The organism is Paracoccus sp. (in: a-proteobacteria) (assembly GCF_035556475.1).
GTDB lineage: Bacteria > Pseudomonadota > Alphaproteobacteria > Rhodobacterales > Rhodobacteraceae > Paracoccus.
The window spans coordinates 1-16,186 of record NZ_DATMFA010000013.1 but is presented as its reverse complement, the minus strand read 5'-3'; the positions used below and the strand labels follow the sequence as shown (position 1 = coordinate 16,186).

Sequence of the window (16,186 nt, the reverse complement as noted above, 5' to 3'; positions counted from 1 at the left end):
GCTTGGCAAGATCAGAAGCTGCGGGTCGGGCGGTCGAAGACCTTGCGGCCCATCAGCGATCCCACCAGATCGACCATCAGTCGCGCCGTGCGGCCGCGATCGTCGAGGAAGGGGTTCAGCTCGACCAGGTCGAGCGAGCTGACCAGCCCGGATTCGTGCAAAAGCTCGCAAACCAGATGCGCCTCGCGGAAGGTCGCGCCGCCCGGAACCGTGGTGCCCACGGCGGGTGCGATCGAGGGGTCGAGGAAATCGACATCGAGGCTGACATGCAGCAGGCCGTTCTCGGCCCTCACCCGGTCGAGAAAGGCGCGGAGCGGCGCGGCGATGCCATGCTCGTCCAAGACCCGCATGTCGTTCACCGTGATCTCGGTTTCCTCGAGCGCGGCATGTTCCGCCGGATCGACCGAGCGGATGCCGAACATGCAGATATTCCGCGCGGGCACCGGGGCGGGGAAGGGCGGAAAGGGCTCGAACCCCTCGCGCCCCGCCGCATAGGCCATCGGCGTGCCGTGCAGATTGCCCGAGGTCGTCGTCCGCACGCTGTGAAAATCGCTATGCGCGTCCAGCCAGATCACGAAAAGCGGACGGCCGGCGGCCTCGGCATGGGCCGCGACACCCGAAACCGTGCCCAGCGACAGCGAGTGGTCGCCGCCCATGAAGATCGGCATGCCGTCGGTCATGGCGGCGGTCGAGGCGGCGGCAAGCGCCTCGGTCCAGGCAATCACCTCGGGCAGGTGATGGACGGCGGGATTGTCGCAACGCTGGCCGCGACCTGCGGCCGGGACGACATCGCCGCGATCCTCGACGCTGTGGCCAAGCTCGGCCAGGGTCCGGGCCAGACCGGCGACGCGATAGGCGGCCGGTCCCATCAGGCAGCCGGCGCGGCGCTGGCCTTCATCGACGGGCGCGCCGATCAGGATGCAATGGGTCACGTCGGTCCTCCTGCTGAGTTGCTTTGGCCCAACGCGCGCGATTCAGCTACGGATCCCCTTGAAGCGTTCCTGCCACGCGTCGCGGTCCTCGTCGCTGATCTTGGCGAAAAGCACATCGGGGGTCGAGAAGGCGTGACCGGCGGGCAAAGCCGACAGCGCCTCGGACAGATCGCCCGGCCAATCGGCGTTTTCCGTCTGCATCGCCGCCAGCATCGCGGCCGAGGCGAAGGGGATGAACGGCGACGAAAGCACGGCATAAAGGCGGATCAGGTTCAGGCCCAGACGGACCTGCATCGCGGCCTTTTCCGGGTCGGTCTTGAAGGTCGACCAAGGTGCTGCGGATTGCAGGTATTCATTGCCCAGCACCCAGATCGCGCGCAGTTCGGAGGCGGATTTGCGGACCTCCATATGGTCCATGAATCCCTCATAGGCGCGGACGCGGGCGGTCAGCGCCTCGATCAGCGCCTCCTCCTCGGGGCGATAGCTGCCGCCTTCGGGGATCACCTCGCCGAACTTCGAGCGGCAGAACTTGGTGATGCGGCTGACGAAGTTGCCCAGAACGTCCGCCAGATCCTTGTTCACCGATTGCTGGAAATTGTCCCAGGTGAACTCGCTGTCGCCGCTTTCGGGGGCGTGCGACAGCAGCCACCAGCGCCAGTAGTCGGCGGGCAGGATCGAGAGCGCCTGATCCATGAAGACGCCACGGCCTTGGCTGGTCGAGAACTGGCCGCCGTCATAGGTCAGGTAGTTGAAGGACTTGATGTAATCGACAAGCTTCCACGGCTCGCCCGAGCCGATGATCGTGGCGGGGAAGCTCAGCGTGTGGAAGGGGACATTATCCTTGCCCATGAACTGGGTATAGGTCACGTCCTCGGCCCCTTCGTCCAGACGCCACCAGCGGCGCCATTCGCTGTCGGGCAGGCCCTTCTTGTCGGTGCCCTCGGCGGTGCCGGCGATATATTCGATCGGCGCGTCGAACCAGACGTAGAAGACCTTGCCCTCCATCCCCGGCCAGGGCTTGTCGCCCTTCTTGACCGGAATCCCCCAGTCGAGGTCGCGGGTGATGCCGCGGTCCTGCAAGCCGTCGCCGTCGTTCAGCCATTTCTTCGCGATCGAGGTGGTCAGGATCGGCCAGTCGGTCTTGCTGTCGATCCATTCCGCGATCTGGTCGCGCAGCGAACGCTGGCGCAGATAGAGGTGCTTGGTCGCCCGCACCTCCAGATTGGTCGAGCCCGAGATCGCCGAGCGCGGGTTGATCAGATCGGTCGGGTCAAGCTGCTTGGTGCAGTTCTCGCACTGGTCGCCGCGGGCCTTGTCATAGCCGCAATTCGGGCAGGTGCCCTCGATATAGCGGTCGGGCAGGAAGCGGCCGTCGTCGATCGAATAGACCTGACGCTCCTCGACCTCCGAGATGAAGCCGTTCTCGTCGAGCTTCCCGGCGAAATGCTGGGTCAGGATATGGTTCCGCTCGCTCGACGAGCGGCCGAAATGGTCGAAGCTGAGACCGAAGTTCCGCGCGATCTCGGCCTGAACCTCGTGCATCTCGGCGCAATAGACCGCGACCGGCTTGCCGGCCTTCTTCGCCGCCAGCTCGGCCGGGGTGCCGTGTTCGTCGGTGGCGCAGATGAACATCACCTCATGCCCACGCTGGCGCAGGTAGCGGGCGTAAAGGTCGGCCGGAAGCTGCGAGCCGACCAGATTGCCGAGGTGCTTGATCCCGTTGATATAGGGGATCGCCGAGGTGATGAGATGCCGGGCCATTGGATGCGTCCTTTCGATCGGCGCCATGTCTAGCCGCGAAGCGCCGCGATGGAAAGTCCCGCGCATATCCTGACCTGGACCCGCGCCCGGTGCGAAAAAGGGCCGGCGCCCTGGCGCCAGCCCGTCACGCCGCAATCAGAGGTCGAAGACGAAATCGCCGATATCAAGCTGGCTCCGCTGGAAATCGGCCAGCCGCACGCTGGTATTCGCGTCGAGGTTGATGACCACGCCCGAGCCGCTTTGCACCGCGGAATTGATCGCCGCGCGGACCTGCGCCGTCGAGAAATCGTCGAAATGCAGCCGGTCGACGCCGTTCTGGAAGTCGAGAACCACATCGCGCCCGTCGCCACGCTCGAAATCGAAGAAATCGACCCCGCTTCCGCCGGCCAGACGGTCGTTCTGCTTGCCGCCCTCCAGCGTGTCGCGCCCGGCCCCGCCGTTCAGATAGTCGGCGCCGGTTCCCCCCTCGAGGTCATCATTGCCATTCTGCCCGTAGAGGGAATCGTTTCCGGCCTCGCCCTCGAGTTCGTCATTGCCATCGCCTCCCCACAGGGTGTCGTTGCCAGCCCCTCCCTCCAGATCGTCAGCGCCGGCCTCTCCGAAGAGTTTGTCCCACCCGGCGTCGCCATCCAGATCGTCATTGCCATAGCCACCCAAAAGGCGGTCATTGCCGTCGCCACCGTATAGCCGATCGTTTCCGGCCTGACCGGAAAGCGTGTCATTGCCGGCCTGACCGGCCAGCGTGTCGTTGCCCGCTCCGCCGACCAACTGGTCGAAGCCGTCACCGCCATTGAGCTGATCTCGGCCGATCCCGCCGGCCAGCGTATCATGCCCGTCCCCGCCCAAAAGGCGGTCATCGCCGTCGCCACCGTTCAGCCGATCGTTTCCGGCCTCACCCGAAAGCGTGTCATTGCCGGCCTGACCGGCAAGCGTGTCGTTGCCGGCTCCGCCGATCAACTGATCAAAGCCCGCTCCGCCGACCAACTGGTCAAATCCGGCGCGGCCATAAAGTTGATCGTGGCCACCATAGCCAAGGATGGTGTCGGCCAGATTCGTGCCGTTGAGAACGTCGTTGCGGGCAGTTCCGGTGATACGTGCCATGATTGAGTTCCTGCATTGGGTTTCATCGGTCTGGCCGACCCCGATTCGAGTCGTCAGAGACGGGCAAGCTTCCTTGGGCTATCGTCCTGACAGCCAGCTGACACAGCCTGTCAGGCTGTGGTCAGCAATGGGGGGCTCCGGTTAAAACAATGCAGGGCGGTCAGGGTTCCACGCCACTGGCGCCGGGCTATGCCCGCTCGGCGCGCATCGCCATGGCGCGCCCGAGGGTCCGTTCCACATGCGTGCTCAGCGGCAGTCGCCCGGCGATCACGTCCTGAAGCGGGAACCAGCCCGCGTCGAGCGCGTCGTCGGCTGCCACCGGCTCGCCCGAGACATAGTCGCAAAGCACCGCTGTCAGCAGGAAATGAAAACGCAGGGCACCGTCGGCCCCGCGCTCGATCAGGTCGATATTGTCGAGATAGGCGCGCGGCGTCGCGATGACGCCGGTTTCCTCGGCCAGCTCGCGCGCCGCTGCGTCAAGCGCCGTCTCGCCCGGCTCGACATGGCCGCCGGGGAAACCCCAGAGGCCGGCATCGGGCGGGTTCCGGCGCTGGACCAGCAGCACCCGGTCGCCGTCCAGCGTGACGGCCAGCGCGGCGAGCCGGGGGAAATGCGGCAAGATCAGCGCCGCCGGTCGCGGCGCGAGCTCATCGGCTGGAAGGCGACGCCGACATGGGCCTCGCAATAGGGTTTGCCGGGAACCGAGGGCAGGCCGCAGAACCAGAACTTGTCCGTCGCCGGGTCGCCGATCGGCCATTTGCAGGTGCGCTCGGTCAGCTCCATCAGCGTGAGCTTGCGGGCGCGCTTCTCGACCTCGCGGACCGAGGCCAGCGCCTCGGGGCTGATCTCGTTCGCCGAAGGCTGCGGGGGCAGGGGCTGGCCCGCAGGGACGATCGGGCGGCGGTTGAAATTCACCGCCTGCGGCACCGCCACCGCTTCGGGCTGGGGCGCTGCGGCGGGCTTTGCCGCGGGTTCCGGCTCGGGCGCCGGTTTCGGCTCGGGCGCGGCTGCGGCGGGTTGCGGGGCGGGCTTCGCCTCGGGCGCGGGCGCGGCCGGAGCCTCGGTCCCGTCCTCGGCCCGGTTCGACAGGCCCAGCCGATGCACCTTGCCAATGACCGCGTTCCGGGTCACGCCGCCCAGCTCTTTCGCGATCTGGCTGGCCGACTGGCCTTCGGCCCACATGCGTTTCAGCGTCTCGACGCGCTCATCGGTCCAGGACATGCTATGCCTTTCCTGCGCCGGGCAAACTCAACCGGCGCTCTCTCTCGTGCTAGTGGCTTCAATTCCGCGAACCCCGGTCTTAAACCGGGGATAGCCAGATTTACCCGTCCGATGCCGTAAATTCAAGGAGCGCCGATGCAGCCGAACCCCACCAGCCCCGGATTTCGCCAGATGGGCGTCAGGCGCTTTGGCCGCGTGAACTGGCTTGGCCTCTATACGCTGGCCCGGCGCGAGATCATGCGATTCATGAACGTATGGCAGCAAACGGTGTTTGCGCCGCTGATGACGGCGGGGCTTTTCGTCATCGTCTTTGCCCTCGCGCTGGGGCGCGACCGGGGCGAGGTGATGGGCCTGCCTTACCTTGCGTTCCTTGGTCCCGGCATCCTGATGATGACCGTGATCCAGAACGCCTTCGCCAATACCTCCTCCAGCGTCATCTCGGCCAAGATGCAGGGCAATATCGTCGATACGCTGATGCCGCCGCTTTCGGCGGGCGAGATCCTGACCGGCTATCTGGCAGGCGCGCTGGTCAGGGCGCTGATCGTCGCGACCGCCATCGGGATCGGTATGATGCTGCTTCTGGGGCAGGGGATCGCCCATCCGCTCTGGGCGCTGGTCTTCGTCATCCTCGGCGCGCTGCTGATGGGCGGGCTTGGCCTTCTGGGCGGCATCGTCGCGCAGAAATTCGACCAGATGGCGGCGATTACCAATTTCGTCGTGACCCCGCTCTCGTTCCTCTCGGGCACCTTCTATTCGGTCCAGTCACTCCCGCAGCCCTTTCGGACGCTCGCGCATTGGAACCCGATCTTCTATCTGATCGACGGAGCGCGTTACGGCTTTGCCGGCGTCTCGGACGCGCCGCCGCTCCGGGGGCTGGTCGTCTGCCTGATCGTGGTCGGGCTGGTGCTTTTCACCGGCTGGCGCTGGCTGCGCACCGGCTATCGGATGAAGCCGTGAAAGCCGTTGCGCGGTCGGGCGTTCCGCGCTATTCGGGCGAAATGATCGTTCGGACCGCATATCTCGCCCGTCCCCGACGTTGATCCTTCAACGTCCGATCCCGCCTGCCTTTTTCCGTTACCCCACGTGCCGCATGTCAGCGGCCACCGTCTGCAAAGGGACAATCCCATGATTCCGCACGTCCTGCCGACCTATAACCGTGCCGACCTTGCCTTTGAACGTGGCGAGGGAAGCTGGGCCATCACGACGGATGGGACCCGATATCTGGATCTGGGCGCGGGGATCGCGGTCAATGCGCTGGGTCATGCGAATCCCGATCTGGTCGCCACGCTGACCGAGCAGGCGGGCCGGATCTGGCATGTCTCGAACCTCTATCACATCCCCGAGCAGGAGCGGCTGGCCGACCTGCTGGTCGAGCATACCTTCGCCGACACCGCCTTCCTGACCAATTCCGGCACCGAGGCCGCCGAGCTTGCGATCAAGATGGTGCGCAAATACTGGGCCGAGCAGGGGGACGCGGACCGGATCGAGATCCTGACCTTCGAGGGCGCGTTCCACGGCCGCTCGACCGGCGCCATCGCTGCGGCGGGGTCCGAGAAGATGGTCAAGGGCTTCGGCCCGCTGATGCCCGGCTTCCGGCAATTGCCCTGGGGCGACATGGAGGCGCTGAAGGCCGCGATCAGCGACCGCACCGCCGCCGTGATGATCGAACCGATCCAGGGCGAGGGCGGGATCCGCACCCTTGCCGATGGCGACCTGCGCCTGATCCGCGAGCTTTGCGACCAGACCGGCGCGCTGCTGGTGCTGGACGAGGTGCAATGCGGCATGGGCCGCACCGGGCGGCTGTTCGCGCATGAATATGCCGGGATCACCCCCGACATCATGATGGTGGCGAAGGGCATCGGCGGCGGCTTCCCGCTGGGCGCGGTTCTCGCGACGGAGGACGCCGCGGCGGGCATGGTCGCGGGCACCCATGGCTCGACCTATGGCGGCAATCCGCTGGGCTGCGCGGTCGGAGCGAAGGTCATGGAGATCATCGCCGCGCCCGAGTTTCTGGCCGAGGTCAACCGCAAGGCCGGGCTTTTCCGCCAGAAGCTGGAAGCACTGGTCGCGGGTCACCCGACGGTTTTCGAAAGCGTGCGCGGGCAGGGGCTGATGCTGGGGCTGAAATGCCGCGTCTCCCCCGCCGATCTGGTCAAGGCCGGCTATGCCGAGCATATCCTGACCGTTCCCGCCGCCGACAACACGCTGCGCTTGCTGCCGGCGCTGAACATTACGGACGAGGACATTGCCGAAGCCGTGGCGCGTCTGGACCGGGCTGCCGCCCGGCTGGATGCCTAGGTTCGGCTTCAGGCCGGTGACGCAAGCCGATCTGCCTTTGCTGGCGGATTGGCTGGCCGCGCCCGAGGTCTCGCGCTGGTGGCGCGGGGGCGAGGCGGAGCTGGCAGGGATCGCCGAGGATCTGGACGAGCCCGCGATGTGGCAATGGCTGGTGCTGGAAGGGGACATGCCGATCGCCTATGCGCAGGCCTATCCCGCGCATCACTGGCACGCGCCGCATTTCCACGACCTGCCGGGGGATGCGCTGGCCATCGACTGTTTCTCGGGGCCTCAGGGCTTTGGCCGGGGCGGGCTGTGGCTGTCCGCGCTGGCCGAGATCCTGCTGGCCGAGGCCCCGGTGCTGGTCATCGACCCGGAGCCGGGAAATCATCGCGCGATCCGTGCTTATGAAAAGGCTGGCTTTTCGGGCGCTGAACTCCGCATGGCCGAGGATGGCGGCAGGGCGCGGATCATGACGCGCCTCCGATGAGGTTTTGTCTTTCTCCACCCGCGTGAAACGGGCCACGGGCCTTGACCTCCTGCCGGCAAAGCGGCTTCCTTGCCGGATCAATCCGAAAGACAGCATGAAATGAACAGTTTTCTCGACATCCACACCACCGACAAGGCAGAGCTGCGCGGCATGATCGACAATGCACGCCGCATGAAGGATGCGCGCAGCGGCAAGCCACGAGGGGCGCCGGATGCCGAGCAGCCGCTGAAGGACCGCATGGTGGCGCTGATCTTCGAGAAGCCCTCGACCCGCACGCGGGTCAGCTTCGATCTGGGCGTGCGCCAGATGGGCGGGCAGACCATGGTGCTTTCCGGCAAGGAGATGCAGCTTGGCCATGGCGAGACCATCGCCGACACCGCCCGCGTGCTGTCGCGCTATGTCGACCTGATCATGATCCGCACCTTTGAGGAAGCGACCCTGCAGGAGATGGCGGAATATGCCAGCGTTCCCGTCATCAACGGCCTGACGAACCGCACGCATCCCTGTCAGGTAATGGCCGATGTGATGACCTTCGAGGAACATCGCGGCCCCATCGCCGGCAAGAAGGTGGTCTGGTCGGGCGACGGCAACAATGTCTGCGCCTCGATGATCCATGCCGCCGGGCAGTTCGGCTATGACTTCACCTTTACCGGCCCGCCGACGCTGGACCCCGAGCGCGAGGCAATGGACTTCGCGCGCGCTCAGGGCGTCAAGGCAGTGATCGAGCGCGATCCCGCGAAGGCGGTCGAGGGGGCCGATCTGGTGGTCACGGATACCTGGGTCTCGATGCATGACCCGCAATCCGCGCGCGAGCGGCGGCATAACCAGCTGCGCGCCTATCAGGTCAATGACGCGCTGATGGCCCATGCCCGGCCCGACGCGCTCTTCATGCATTGCCTGCCCGCCCATCGCGACGACGAGGTGACGAGCGCGGTGATGGACGGCCCGAATTCGGTCATCTTCGACGAGGCCGAGAACCGGCTGCACGCGCAGAAGGCGGTGATGCGCTGGTGCCTCGGCGTCTGAGCAGGCCGGATTTGCCTCGGGGCGCCGCGATTGCGGCGCCTTTTCAGTTCTCGCGGAAGGCGCGGATGAAATAGTCGCTGAGCGGCTTCACCAGATAGGTGAAGGGGCTGCGCTTTCCGGTCTGGATATAAACCTCGACCGGCATCCCCGGAACGAGGTCGAGGCCCTTCAGCTTGGCGATCTGCTCGGGCGGGATGGTGACTTCGGCGCGGTAATATTGCACATGCGTCGCCTGATCGACCAGCGTGTCGGGAGAGACGCGGCTCAGCACCCCGTCGATCTCGGGCGTGGTGCGGGACGAGAAGGCCGAGAAGCGCAGCACCACTTCCTGCCCGGCATGAACCTCGTCCACATTGATGGTCGCGACGCGCGCGGCGACGACCAGCGGCCGGTCCTGCGGGATGATGTAGAGGATCGGATCGGCGGCCCGGATGACCGAGCGCGGCGTCGTCACCTGCAATTCCTGCACGACACCCGAAACCGGAGCGCGGATCTCGAGCCGCGATATCTGCTCGATCAGCGAGCGGCGGCGTTCGGCCAGCTCAAGCTCGCGGTAGCCCAGCTCGCGCAGCTCGGTCTCGGCCTGTTCGCGATAGGCTGCCGATTTCTCAAGCTGGGACAGGTCGATTTCGGAACGCTGCGTCTCGGCCCGGGCGCGATTTGCGGTCGTCTCGCCCAGAAGCCCGTCGAGGCGCGCCGCCTCGCGTTCCAGCGCCAGCACGCGGGGCGCCTGCGCCAGTCCCTTGTCGAGGAGTGAGCGCTGGTCGCGCAACTCCTGCGAGATGAAGTCCCGCTGAAGATGCAATGCCGCGTCCTGCGCGTCGATGCCGTTGATCTGGGACTGCACCTGCTCGGACTGCTTGGCAAGCTGCCCGAGCGAGCGGCCGAGCGTGTCGAGCCGGGCGCGGAACAGGCTCTCCTGCCCGTGCATCAGGTTCTCCAGATCCGCGCGGCCCGACGAGGCTTTGACCAGCTCCTCGGGGAAGTCGATCGCCTTCCGGTCGGAGCGCTCTGCCTCCAGCCGTCCGCGACGGGCGAGGATCTCGAAATACTGGCTCTCGACGATATTGAGTTCGGTGCCCAGCAGCGCGCCGTCCAGCCGGATCAGCGGTTGGCCCGCCTCGACCGTCTGGCCGTCATGGATCAGGATTTCCTCGACCACGCCGCCATCGGGATGCTGGACGATCTGGCGGCGCTGCTCGACCTCGACCTGACCCGAGGCGACCACGGCGCCGGCGATGCGCGCGGTCAGCGCCCAGACCCCGAAGCCGCCGAACAGGACCAGAAGCGCGCAAAGCCCAAGGATGACCGGGCCATGCGCCGACCATTGCGGCCGGGGCGGCGGGGCGGCGGGCAAAAGGACCGGCTGTGCGGCGGGGCGTTCGCCCGGCGGACGGGTCTCGTTCATGTCACTCCTCCGCCAAGGCCCTGGGCCTTGGAGATCTGCTCGGCATTTCGGACGAGGGAGCGCAGAACCTCGTCGCGCGGCCCGAAGGCGCGGCGCAGGCCCTGATCCATCATCAGCAGCAATTCGCATTCGGTGATCGCGGCGGGCCGGTGGGCCATGATGATGACCGCGCCGCCCCGCGCCTTGATGTTGCGGATCGCGAGGTTCAGCGCCGTCGAGCCGTCGTTGTCGAGGTTCGAGTTCGGCTCATCCAGAACGAAGATCACCGGGTCGGCATAAAGCGCGCGGGCCAGCCCGATGCGCTGGATCTGCCCGCCCGAGAGGCGCCCGCCGCTTTGGGTGACCGGCGTGTCATAGCCCTGCGGCAGATCGAGGATCATGCGATGAGCCGCGGCGGCGGTCGCGGCGGCGACGATCTGGGCCGGGTCGGGCTGAGGCGAGAGGCGGGCGATGTTCTCGGCGATGGTGCCGTCGAACAGCGTCACCTGCTGGGGCAGATAGCCGATCAGGCTGCCCAGCACGTCAGGGTCGTATTGGTCGAGCGTCGCGCCATCCAGCCGGATCGAGCCGCCGGCGACCGGCCATGCCCCGATCAGCGCCCGGCCGAGGGTGGATTTCCCGGCCCCCGAGGGGCCGATGACGCCAAGCGCCTGTCCGGGGGCGAGGTCGAAGCTGACCCCGCGCAACGTCGGCGTGTTCTGGCCGGGCGGCACCACGGTCAGGTTGCGCACCTCAAGCCGGGCGGTGGGGCGGGGCAGGGGCGTGCGCCTCACCGGCGGCGGTCGCCGCGACAGCAATCCGGCGAGCCGGTCCCAGCCGTCCAGCGCCCGCTGGACCAGCGACCAGCCGCCCACCACCTGCTCGATGGGCGAAAGCGCGCGTCCCATCAGGATCGACGAGGCGATCATCGCGCCGGGCGTGATCTCCTGCTTCAGGACCAGATAGGCGCCCGCCGCCAGCAGGGCGCTTTGCAGGAACAGCCGGAAGGTCCGCGAAAAGACCGAGAAGGCGCTGGCGCGGTCCTGACCCAAGATCATCGCCTCGGTCGCCTGATCCCGCGCAGCCTGCCAGCGCCGGAACGTCGCCCCCCGCATCCCGAGAGAGCCAATCAGCTCGCCCTCGTCGCGGTAGAGGTCCGACATGCGCTCGGCCGATTGCGCGGCGATGGTGGTCTTTTGCAGGGGTTCGCGGCTGAGCCACTGGTTCAGCAGGGTCGAGACGACAAGGATCAGCAGTCCCGCCGTCGCGACCGCGCCGAGCAGCCAGTGGAAAAGAAAGACTGCGGCAAGGAAGAATGGTGCCCATGGCAGGTCGAAAAGTGCCATCAGTACCGGCGAGCCGATCAGGCGCTGCACCGCCTCGAGGTCGCGCATCCCGCCGCGCGCCACGGCGTCGGAGCCGGTGGCGCTGCCTTCCTGCAGCGAGGCGGTGAAGACCCGCCCCTCGACCTGTTCCTGAAAGCGGGCGGCGACGCGGGCCATGATCCGGCTGCGGGCCAGATCCAGCACACCCATCAGCGCGAAAAGCAGCACGACCAGCAGGAACAGCGCCGTCAGCGTCTCGACCGAGCGGCTGGCGAGGACGCGGTCATAGACCTGCAGCATGAACAGCGGCCCGGTCAGCATCAGCAGGTTCACCGCGAAGGAAAACAGCCCGACAAAGGCATAGAGACGCCAGCCCGCGGCGCGCGCCTCGCCAAGCTCGCGGCGACCGTTCTCTCGTGACGGCGGCAAGGCCATGCCGGTTCCTTTCCCAACAGTTGCGCCGGACTTGCCGGGGCCGGTTCTAGCGCATATCCCGAATTCAGGGGCGGTGCAGCAGCTGCATCGGGGTTGGGCGGCAGAATCGCCCCGCTCGCAGGGCTATATCAACGGAAGGTTAGCAGAATATTGAAGCGCATAATCATCCTGCCTTTCGCATTTCTGGCCGGGCTCGCCGCCTGCAGCGCGCCATCCGGTCCCGAGGGCATCAACGACCCCTATGAGCCGATGAACCGCAAGGTCCATGAGTTCAACCGGAATCTGGATGCGAAGGTGGTGAAACCCGCAACCTCGGGCCTGTCATCGGGCAAGGGGAACGGCGGGCGCGGTCCCGCAAGCTATGCGCTTGAAGGCGTGGGAAATTTCGGCTCGAACCTCGCGCAGCCGGGCAAGGCGGTCAACCATCTGTTGCAGGGCCGGCCCGAGCCTGCGGTCAAGACGACGTTCCGCTTCCTCGTGAACTCGACCCTGGGCCTTGCCGGTTTCCTCGATCCCGCGATGGCCGATTTCGCCCTGCCCGAGCAGGATACGGATTTCGGTGCGACGCTCGCCGCATGGGGTGTGCCCGAGGGGGCCTATCTGGAACTGCCGGTCCTTGGCCCCTCGACCACGCGGGACACCACCGGGCGGGTGGTCGATCTGGTCATCGACCCGATGCATGCGGTGCTGGACCTTGACGAATGGTTGATCGGCCTTGGCGCCCGTGTGGTCGCGAAGGCCGGGGAGCGGGCGCGTTTCGGCGATACGGTGGATTCCGTCCTGCATGAAAGTGCCGACAGCTATGCGCAGACCCGGCTGATCTGGTTGCAGCATCGCCGTCACGAACTGGGCGAGGAAGGAGAGGAAATTGACCCTTATGCCGAATGAGACCCGCCGCGGATTCCTCTGGATGATCGGTGCCGGGCTGGCGCTGGCGGCAACCCCCGCCCGCGCGCTCGACACCGCGCAAGCCAGCGCCCTTGTCCAGAAGTCGCTGGACGAGGTCTATGCCGTCATCAATTCCAGTCAGCCTCCGGCGCAGATGTACAAGGCCTTCGAGGCGATCTTCGCCCGCTATGCGGATGTGGACATCATCGCCCGCTCGGCGCTGGGACCGGCGGCGCGTCAGGCCAGCGCGGCCGAGTTCGCGGCCTACAAGAGGGCCTTCCAGGGCTATATCGGGCGCAAATACGGCAAGCGTTTCCGCGAATTCGTCGGCTCGAAGATCGAGGTGACGGGCGCGCGTCCGGTCAAGTCCTTCTTCGCCGTGACGTCGATCGCCTATCTCAAGGGCCGCAGCCCGATGGAAGTCGAATGGCATGTCTCGGACAAGTCCGGGCAGAGCAAGTATTTCAACATCATCATCGAGGGGGTGAACATGCTCGCCTCGGAGCGGGCCGAGATCTCGGCGATGCTGGCGCGGCGCAAGGGCGACATGGCGGGCCTGACGCAGGATCTGCAACAGGCGGGCTGAGCCGGAAGGCCGCGCGCAAGAAAAAGGGCCGGTCCAGTGGACCGGCCCTTTTCTTATTCCTGAAAGACGCCCGTGATGCCTTTCAAGGCCTGTGTTAGTGGGTCGTCGGGGGTCAGTTCGGTATCCGCGCCCATCCCCTCGGTCGAGGAGGTCTCGGCCGGGAAGCTGGGCGGCGCGCCATTCGCCCCGGCGCCGGGATCGGGCAGGACGCGCCCGCCCACGGGGGCCGGCTGCGTCGCCGCATCGCCCTGCGGGGCCGGTGCCGTCTGGCCAAGCGCCTGCGAGAGCGCGGCGGCCAGCGGATCGGCCGACCCGTCCTCGCCCGTGCTGCTGACGACCTGCGGCACCGCGCCGCTGGCGTCGAAGACGAAGTTCCCCAGCGATTCCACCGGCAGGCCCTCGTGGATCTCGCTCATCACCGCCTGCCAGATCTCGGCCGGCAGGCCGCCGCCGGTGACGCCCTTCAGCGGCTTGTTGTCGTCATTGCCCAGCCAGACGCCGGTGACATATTGCCCGGTGAAGCCGATGAACCACGCATCGCGATAGCTGGAGGTGGTGCCGGTCTTGCCCGCGACCGGGCGGTTGCCGAGCTTCGCGCGGCCGCCGGTTCCGTGCTGGATCACCTGCTCCATCATGCCGATCAGCTCACCCGCCGCCTTTTGCGAGATGACGCGCTGGCCCATGCCGCCCGACTGGCCGACCAGCGGCTGGTCGTCACCCTTGATGCGCAGCTCGACCAGACCATAGGGCCGCACGGCGGTCCCGCCATTGCGGATCCCGGCATAGGCGCCGGTCATGTTGAGCAGGGTCGATTCCGACACGCCAAGCCCCAGCGACGGTCCCGAGGCGAGGTCATTGGCAAAGCCGAAATCCTGCGCCACGCGGCGGACGGCGTCGCGGCCCGCGATCTCCTGCAGGCGGATGGTCGCGGTGTTCAGCGATTGCGCCAGAGCGTTCGTCAGCGTCACCTCGCCATGATAGCGGCGGGTGTAGTTCTGCGGCGACCACGGGCCGGAGCCGCGGACATTGATCGTCAGGGGCGCGTCGAGGATCAGGTCGTTCGGGCCATAGCCCTGATCCAGCGCGGCTGCATAGACGAAGGGCTTGAAGCTCGACCCGGTCTGGCGCATCGCCTGCGTCGCGCGGTTGAAGGTGCCGCTGACCGTATTGTCGAGGCCGCCGATCATGGCGCGGACCGCGCCGTCGGGCGACATCACGACGACTGCCGCCTGCGCGGTCGAGCCTTTCGCGACCTTTTCGTCAAAGACCCGCTTCAGCGCACGTTCCGCCGCGCGCTGGATGCGCTCGTCGAAGGTCGTGGTGATGGTCACGTCCTCGGTCGTCTCGCTGGTCAGGAAGCCGGGGCCGGATTCCATGACCCAATCGGCGAAATAGCCGCCGGCACGCGCCGCCGCCGCCTTGGAGAGCACGGCGGGATGGGTCTTGGCCTCGGCCAGCTGCTTGTCGTCGAGATAGCCTTGGTCATGCATCAGGCCAAGGATCACCGTCGCGCGGTCCTGCGCGCGCTGGAGGTTCGAGGTCGGAGCGAAATAGCTGGGCGCCTTCAGCAGCCCCGCGAGCATCGCGGCCTCGGACGGGGTCACCTCAGCCGCGGATTTGTCGAAATAGCGTTGCGACGCCGCCTCGAAACCACGCGCCCCCGCGCCCAGATACGAGCGGTTCATGTAGATGTTCAGGATGTCCTGCTTGGAGTATTTGATCTCCATCGCGAGGGCATAGGGCACTTCCTTGACCTTCCGCCAGATCGAGGACTTGCGGCACTCGGCCTCGTATTCGGCCTCGGACTTCCAGCGCGTCGGGTCGAAGCTCTCGCCAAGGCACAGAAGTTTCGCGACCTGCTGGGTGATGGTCGAGCCGCCATTTCCCTCCAGCGGGCCGCGGCCTTCGGCGAGGTTGATCTTGATGGCGCTGGCGATACCCTGCGGGTCGACGCCGAGATGGCGATAGAAGCGCTTGTCCTCGGTCGCGACGACGGCGTCCTTCAGCGCCGGCGCGATCTTGTCGGCGCTGACCATGCCGAAAGTTTCACCACGCCAGGCAAAGACCCGCCCCTCGGTGTCGAGCATCGTGACCGATCCGCGCGCACGGCCGTCAAATAATGCGGAGGCTTCGGGCAGAGTCGTGTAGAAGTAGAACGTGGCGGCGGCGACTATCGCAAAGACCGTTGCGGTCAGCCGCCAGACCGATCCCCAGAGCACGTGCCAGATCAGGGCGATCAATCCGGTGATTCCACGGGACAGGACATTGCCGCCGCGCCGCCGGGGCGGGCGCCCGCCACGGCCGGATTTCCGGGTGGTTTTCTGAGGTTTCTTGGGTGCTTGGTCGAAATTGCGCTTGTCAGCAACAATCCGGCCATTGCCGGTCGGTTTCTTCATGCCTGTTATTTCCTGCCCGGCCCGTGCTGCGGCCATTTGCGCGGCAAGATACAGGAAGCGGAACAGTTTGAGAACCGAGATGACCTATCAGTGAACTGCCCTCTCGCTCCGCAGTCTGGAAATCGGATGATTAAATTCTGTGCTTGTCGCGGCGGAGCCCTGGGATTGGCTGCACATCTCTTGTGCTAAGCGGAAAGCCGCGCGTTTTCTGGCCCCGACACGGAACTGCTCGTCGCAGAGAGAAGGTGCAGCACAGATGAAAACAAGACCCGCGATCAAATCCCTGATCCCGGCGCTTGCCCTCCCGCTCGTCGGGTTGGCGGTGCCGGCCATGGCGCAGGAGGCGACCGAAACGGTGGAG

The 16,186-nt window shown here is 66.4% G+C and carries 14 protein-coding genes; 6 read left to right on the top strand and 8 right to left on the bottom strand.

The genetic code is table 11. The annotated features are described in order from the left end of the window. Positions 1–11 precede the first annotated feature (11 nt). The 5 genes from rocF to VNQ78_RS01315 all read right to left on the bottom strand — a co-directional run bounded on the left by rocF (position 12) and on the right by VNQ78_RS01315 (position 5,015). Complete coding sequence (rocF, locus tag VNQ78_RS01335; RefSeq protein ID WP_325685783.1) at positions 12–932, bottom strand: arginase; 921 nt, start codon at positions 930–932, stop codon at positions 12–14. A 42-nt stretch (positions 933–974) separates the two neighbouring features. Then, positions 975–2,693: a methionine--tRNA ligase gene (metG, locus tag VNQ78_RS01330; protein ID WP_325685781.1), complete on the bottom strand. Its 1,719-nt coding sequence runs from the start codon at positions 2,691–2,693 to the stop codon at positions 975–977. Positions 2,694–2,828: 135 nt separating this feature from the next. After that, positions 2,829–3,794 carry a calcium-binding protein gene (locus VNQ78_RS01325; RefSeq protein ID WP_325685779.1) on the bottom strand — a complete coding sequence of 322 codons (966 nt, stop codon included), beginning with the start codon at positions 3,792–3,794 and terminating at the stop codon, positions 2,829–2,831. Positions 3,795–3,981: 187 nt separating this feature from the next. Continuing rightward, positions 3,982–4,413 carry an NUDIX hydrolase gene (locus VNQ78_RS01320; RefSeq protein WP_325685777.1) on the bottom strand — a complete coding sequence of 144 codons (432 nt, stop codon included), beginning with the start codon at positions 4,411–4,413 and terminating at the stop codon, positions 3,982–3,984. 2 nt (positions 4,414–4,415) lie between these two features. Beyond that, entirely contained in the window at positions 4,416–5,015 is a 600-nt protein-coding gene (locus VNQ78_RS01315; protein ID WP_325685775.1) for a GcrA family cell cycle regulator, read from the bottom strand. 135 nt (positions 5,016–5,150) lie between these two features. On the opposite strand from VNQ78_RS01315, the gene VNQ78_RS01310 reads away from it, so the two are divergent. The 4 genes from VNQ78_RS01310 to argF all read left to right on the top strand — a co-directional run bounded on the left by VNQ78_RS01310 (position 5,151) and on the right by argF (position 8,808). Further along, positions 5,151–5,972 (top strand): ABC transporter permease, encoded by an 822-nt coding sequence (locus tag VNQ78_RS01310; RefSeq protein WP_325685773.1) that lies wholly within the window; start codon positions 5,151–5,153, stop codon positions 5,970–5,972. A 168-nt stretch (positions 5,973–6,140) separates the two neighbouring features. Further along, the gene (locus VNQ78_RS01305) at positions 6,141–7,313 is read left to right on the top strand and encodes an aspartate aminotransferase family protein (RefSeq protein WP_325685771.1); all 1,173 of its coding nucleotides are present in this window, start codon (positions 6,141–6,143) and stop codon (positions 7,311–7,313) included. Next, positions 7,306–7,782, top strand: a complete 477-nt coding sequence (locus VNQ78_RS01300; protein ID WP_325685907.1) for a GNAT family N-acetyltransferase — start codon at positions 7,306–7,308, stop codon at positions 7,780–7,782. Before VNQ78_RS01305 ends, VNQ78_RS01300 begins: the two co-directional genes overlap by 8 nt. A 99-nt stretch (positions 7,783–7,881) precedes the next feature. After that, positions 7,882–8,808, top strand: coding sequence for an ornithine carbamoyltransferase (gene argF / locus VNQ78_RS01295; protein ID WP_325685769.1), 927 nt, complete (start codon positions 7,882–7,884; stop codon positions 8,806–8,808). A 43-nt stretch (positions 8,809–8,851) separates the two neighbouring features. Here the strand turns inward: argF and VNQ78_RS01290 are convergent, their stop codons facing one another. Together VNQ78_RS01290 and VNQ78_RS01285 are read right to left on the bottom strand one after the other, a co-directional pair. Beyond that, a complete protein-coding gene (locus tag VNQ78_RS01290) occupies positions 8,852–10,216 on the bottom strand; it encodes an HlyD family type I secretion periplasmic adaptor subunit (protein ID WP_325685767.1) in 1,365 nt (454 codons plus the stop codon). Further along, a complete protein-coding gene (locus VNQ78_RS01285) occupies positions 10,213–11,955 on the bottom strand; it encodes a type I secretion system permease/ATPase (protein WP_325685766.1) in 1,743 nt (580 codons plus the stop codon). The genes VNQ78_RS01290 and VNQ78_RS01285 overlap by 4 nt, the downstream gene beginning before the upstream one ends. A 150-nt stretch (positions 11,956–12,105) precedes the next feature. Between VNQ78_RS01285 and VNQ78_RS01280 the strand changes: the two genes are divergently transcribed. Further along, positions 12,106–12,843, top strand: a complete 738-nt coding sequence (locus VNQ78_RS01280) for a VacJ family lipoprotein (protein WP_325685764.1) — start codon at positions 12,106–12,108, stop codon at positions 12,841–12,843. Next, positions 12,833–13,429, top strand: coding sequence for an ABC transporter substrate-binding protein (locus tag VNQ78_RS01275; protein WP_325685762.1), 597 nt, complete (start codon positions 12,833–12,835; stop codon positions 13,427–13,429). The genes VNQ78_RS01280 and VNQ78_RS01275 overlap by 11 nt, the downstream gene beginning before the upstream one ends. A gap of 53 nt (positions 13,430–13,482) precedes the next feature. Here VNQ78_RS01275 and VNQ78_RS01270 read toward each other — a convergent pair whose 3' ends face one another. After that, positions 13,483–15,825, bottom strand: a complete 2,343-nt coding sequence (locus VNQ78_RS01270; RefSeq protein ID WP_325685760.1) for a transglycosylase domain-containing protein — start codon at positions 15,823–15,825, stop codon at positions 13,483–13,485. Between the last annotated feature and the right edge of the window lie 361 nt (positions 15,826–16,186).

Coding starts and splice junctions, on each gene's coding strand:
- VNQ78_RS01290 (WP_325685767.1), bottom strand. CDS start 10,216: ATGAACGAGACCCGTCCGCCGGGCGAACGCCCCGCCGCACAGCCGGTC.
- VNQ78_RS01275 (WP_325685762.1), top strand. CDS start 12,833: ATGCCGAATGAGACCCGCCGCGGATTCCTCTGGATGATCGGTGCCGGG.
- VNQ78_RS01315 (WP_325685775.1), bottom strand. CDS start 5,015: ATGTCCTGGACCGATGAGCGCGTCGAGACGCTGAAACGCATGTGGGCC.
- VNQ78_RS01270 (WP_325685760.1), bottom strand. CDS start 15,825: ATGAAGAAACCGACCGGCAATGGCCGGATTGTTGCTGACAAGCGCAAT.
- metG (WP_325685781.1), bottom strand. CDS start 2,693: ATGGCCCGGCATCTCATCACCTCGGCGATCCCCTATATCAACGGGATC.
- VNQ78_RS01310 (WP_325685773.1), top strand. CDS start 5,151: ATGCAGCCGAACCCCACCAGCCCCGGATTTCGCCAGATGGGCGTCAGG.
- VNQ78_RS01300 (WP_325685907.1), top strand. CDS start 7,306: ATGCCTAGGTTCGGCTTCAGGCCGGTGACGCAAGCCGATCTGCCTTTG.
- VNQ78_RS01305 (WP_325685771.1), top strand. CDS start 6,141: ATGATTCCGCACGTCCTGCCGACCTATAACCGTGCCGACCTTGCCTTT.
- argF (WP_325685769.1), top strand. CDS start 7,882: ATGAACAGTTTTCTCGACATCCACACCACCGACAAGGCAGAGCTGCGC.
- VNQ78_RS01285 (WP_325685766.1), bottom strand. CDS start 11,955: ATGGCCTTGCCGCCGTCACGAGAGAACGGTCGCCGCGAGCTTGGCGAG.
- VNQ78_RS01325 (WP_325685779.1), bottom strand. CDS start 3,794: ATGGCACGTATCACCGGAACTGCCCGCAACGACGTTCTCAACGGCACG.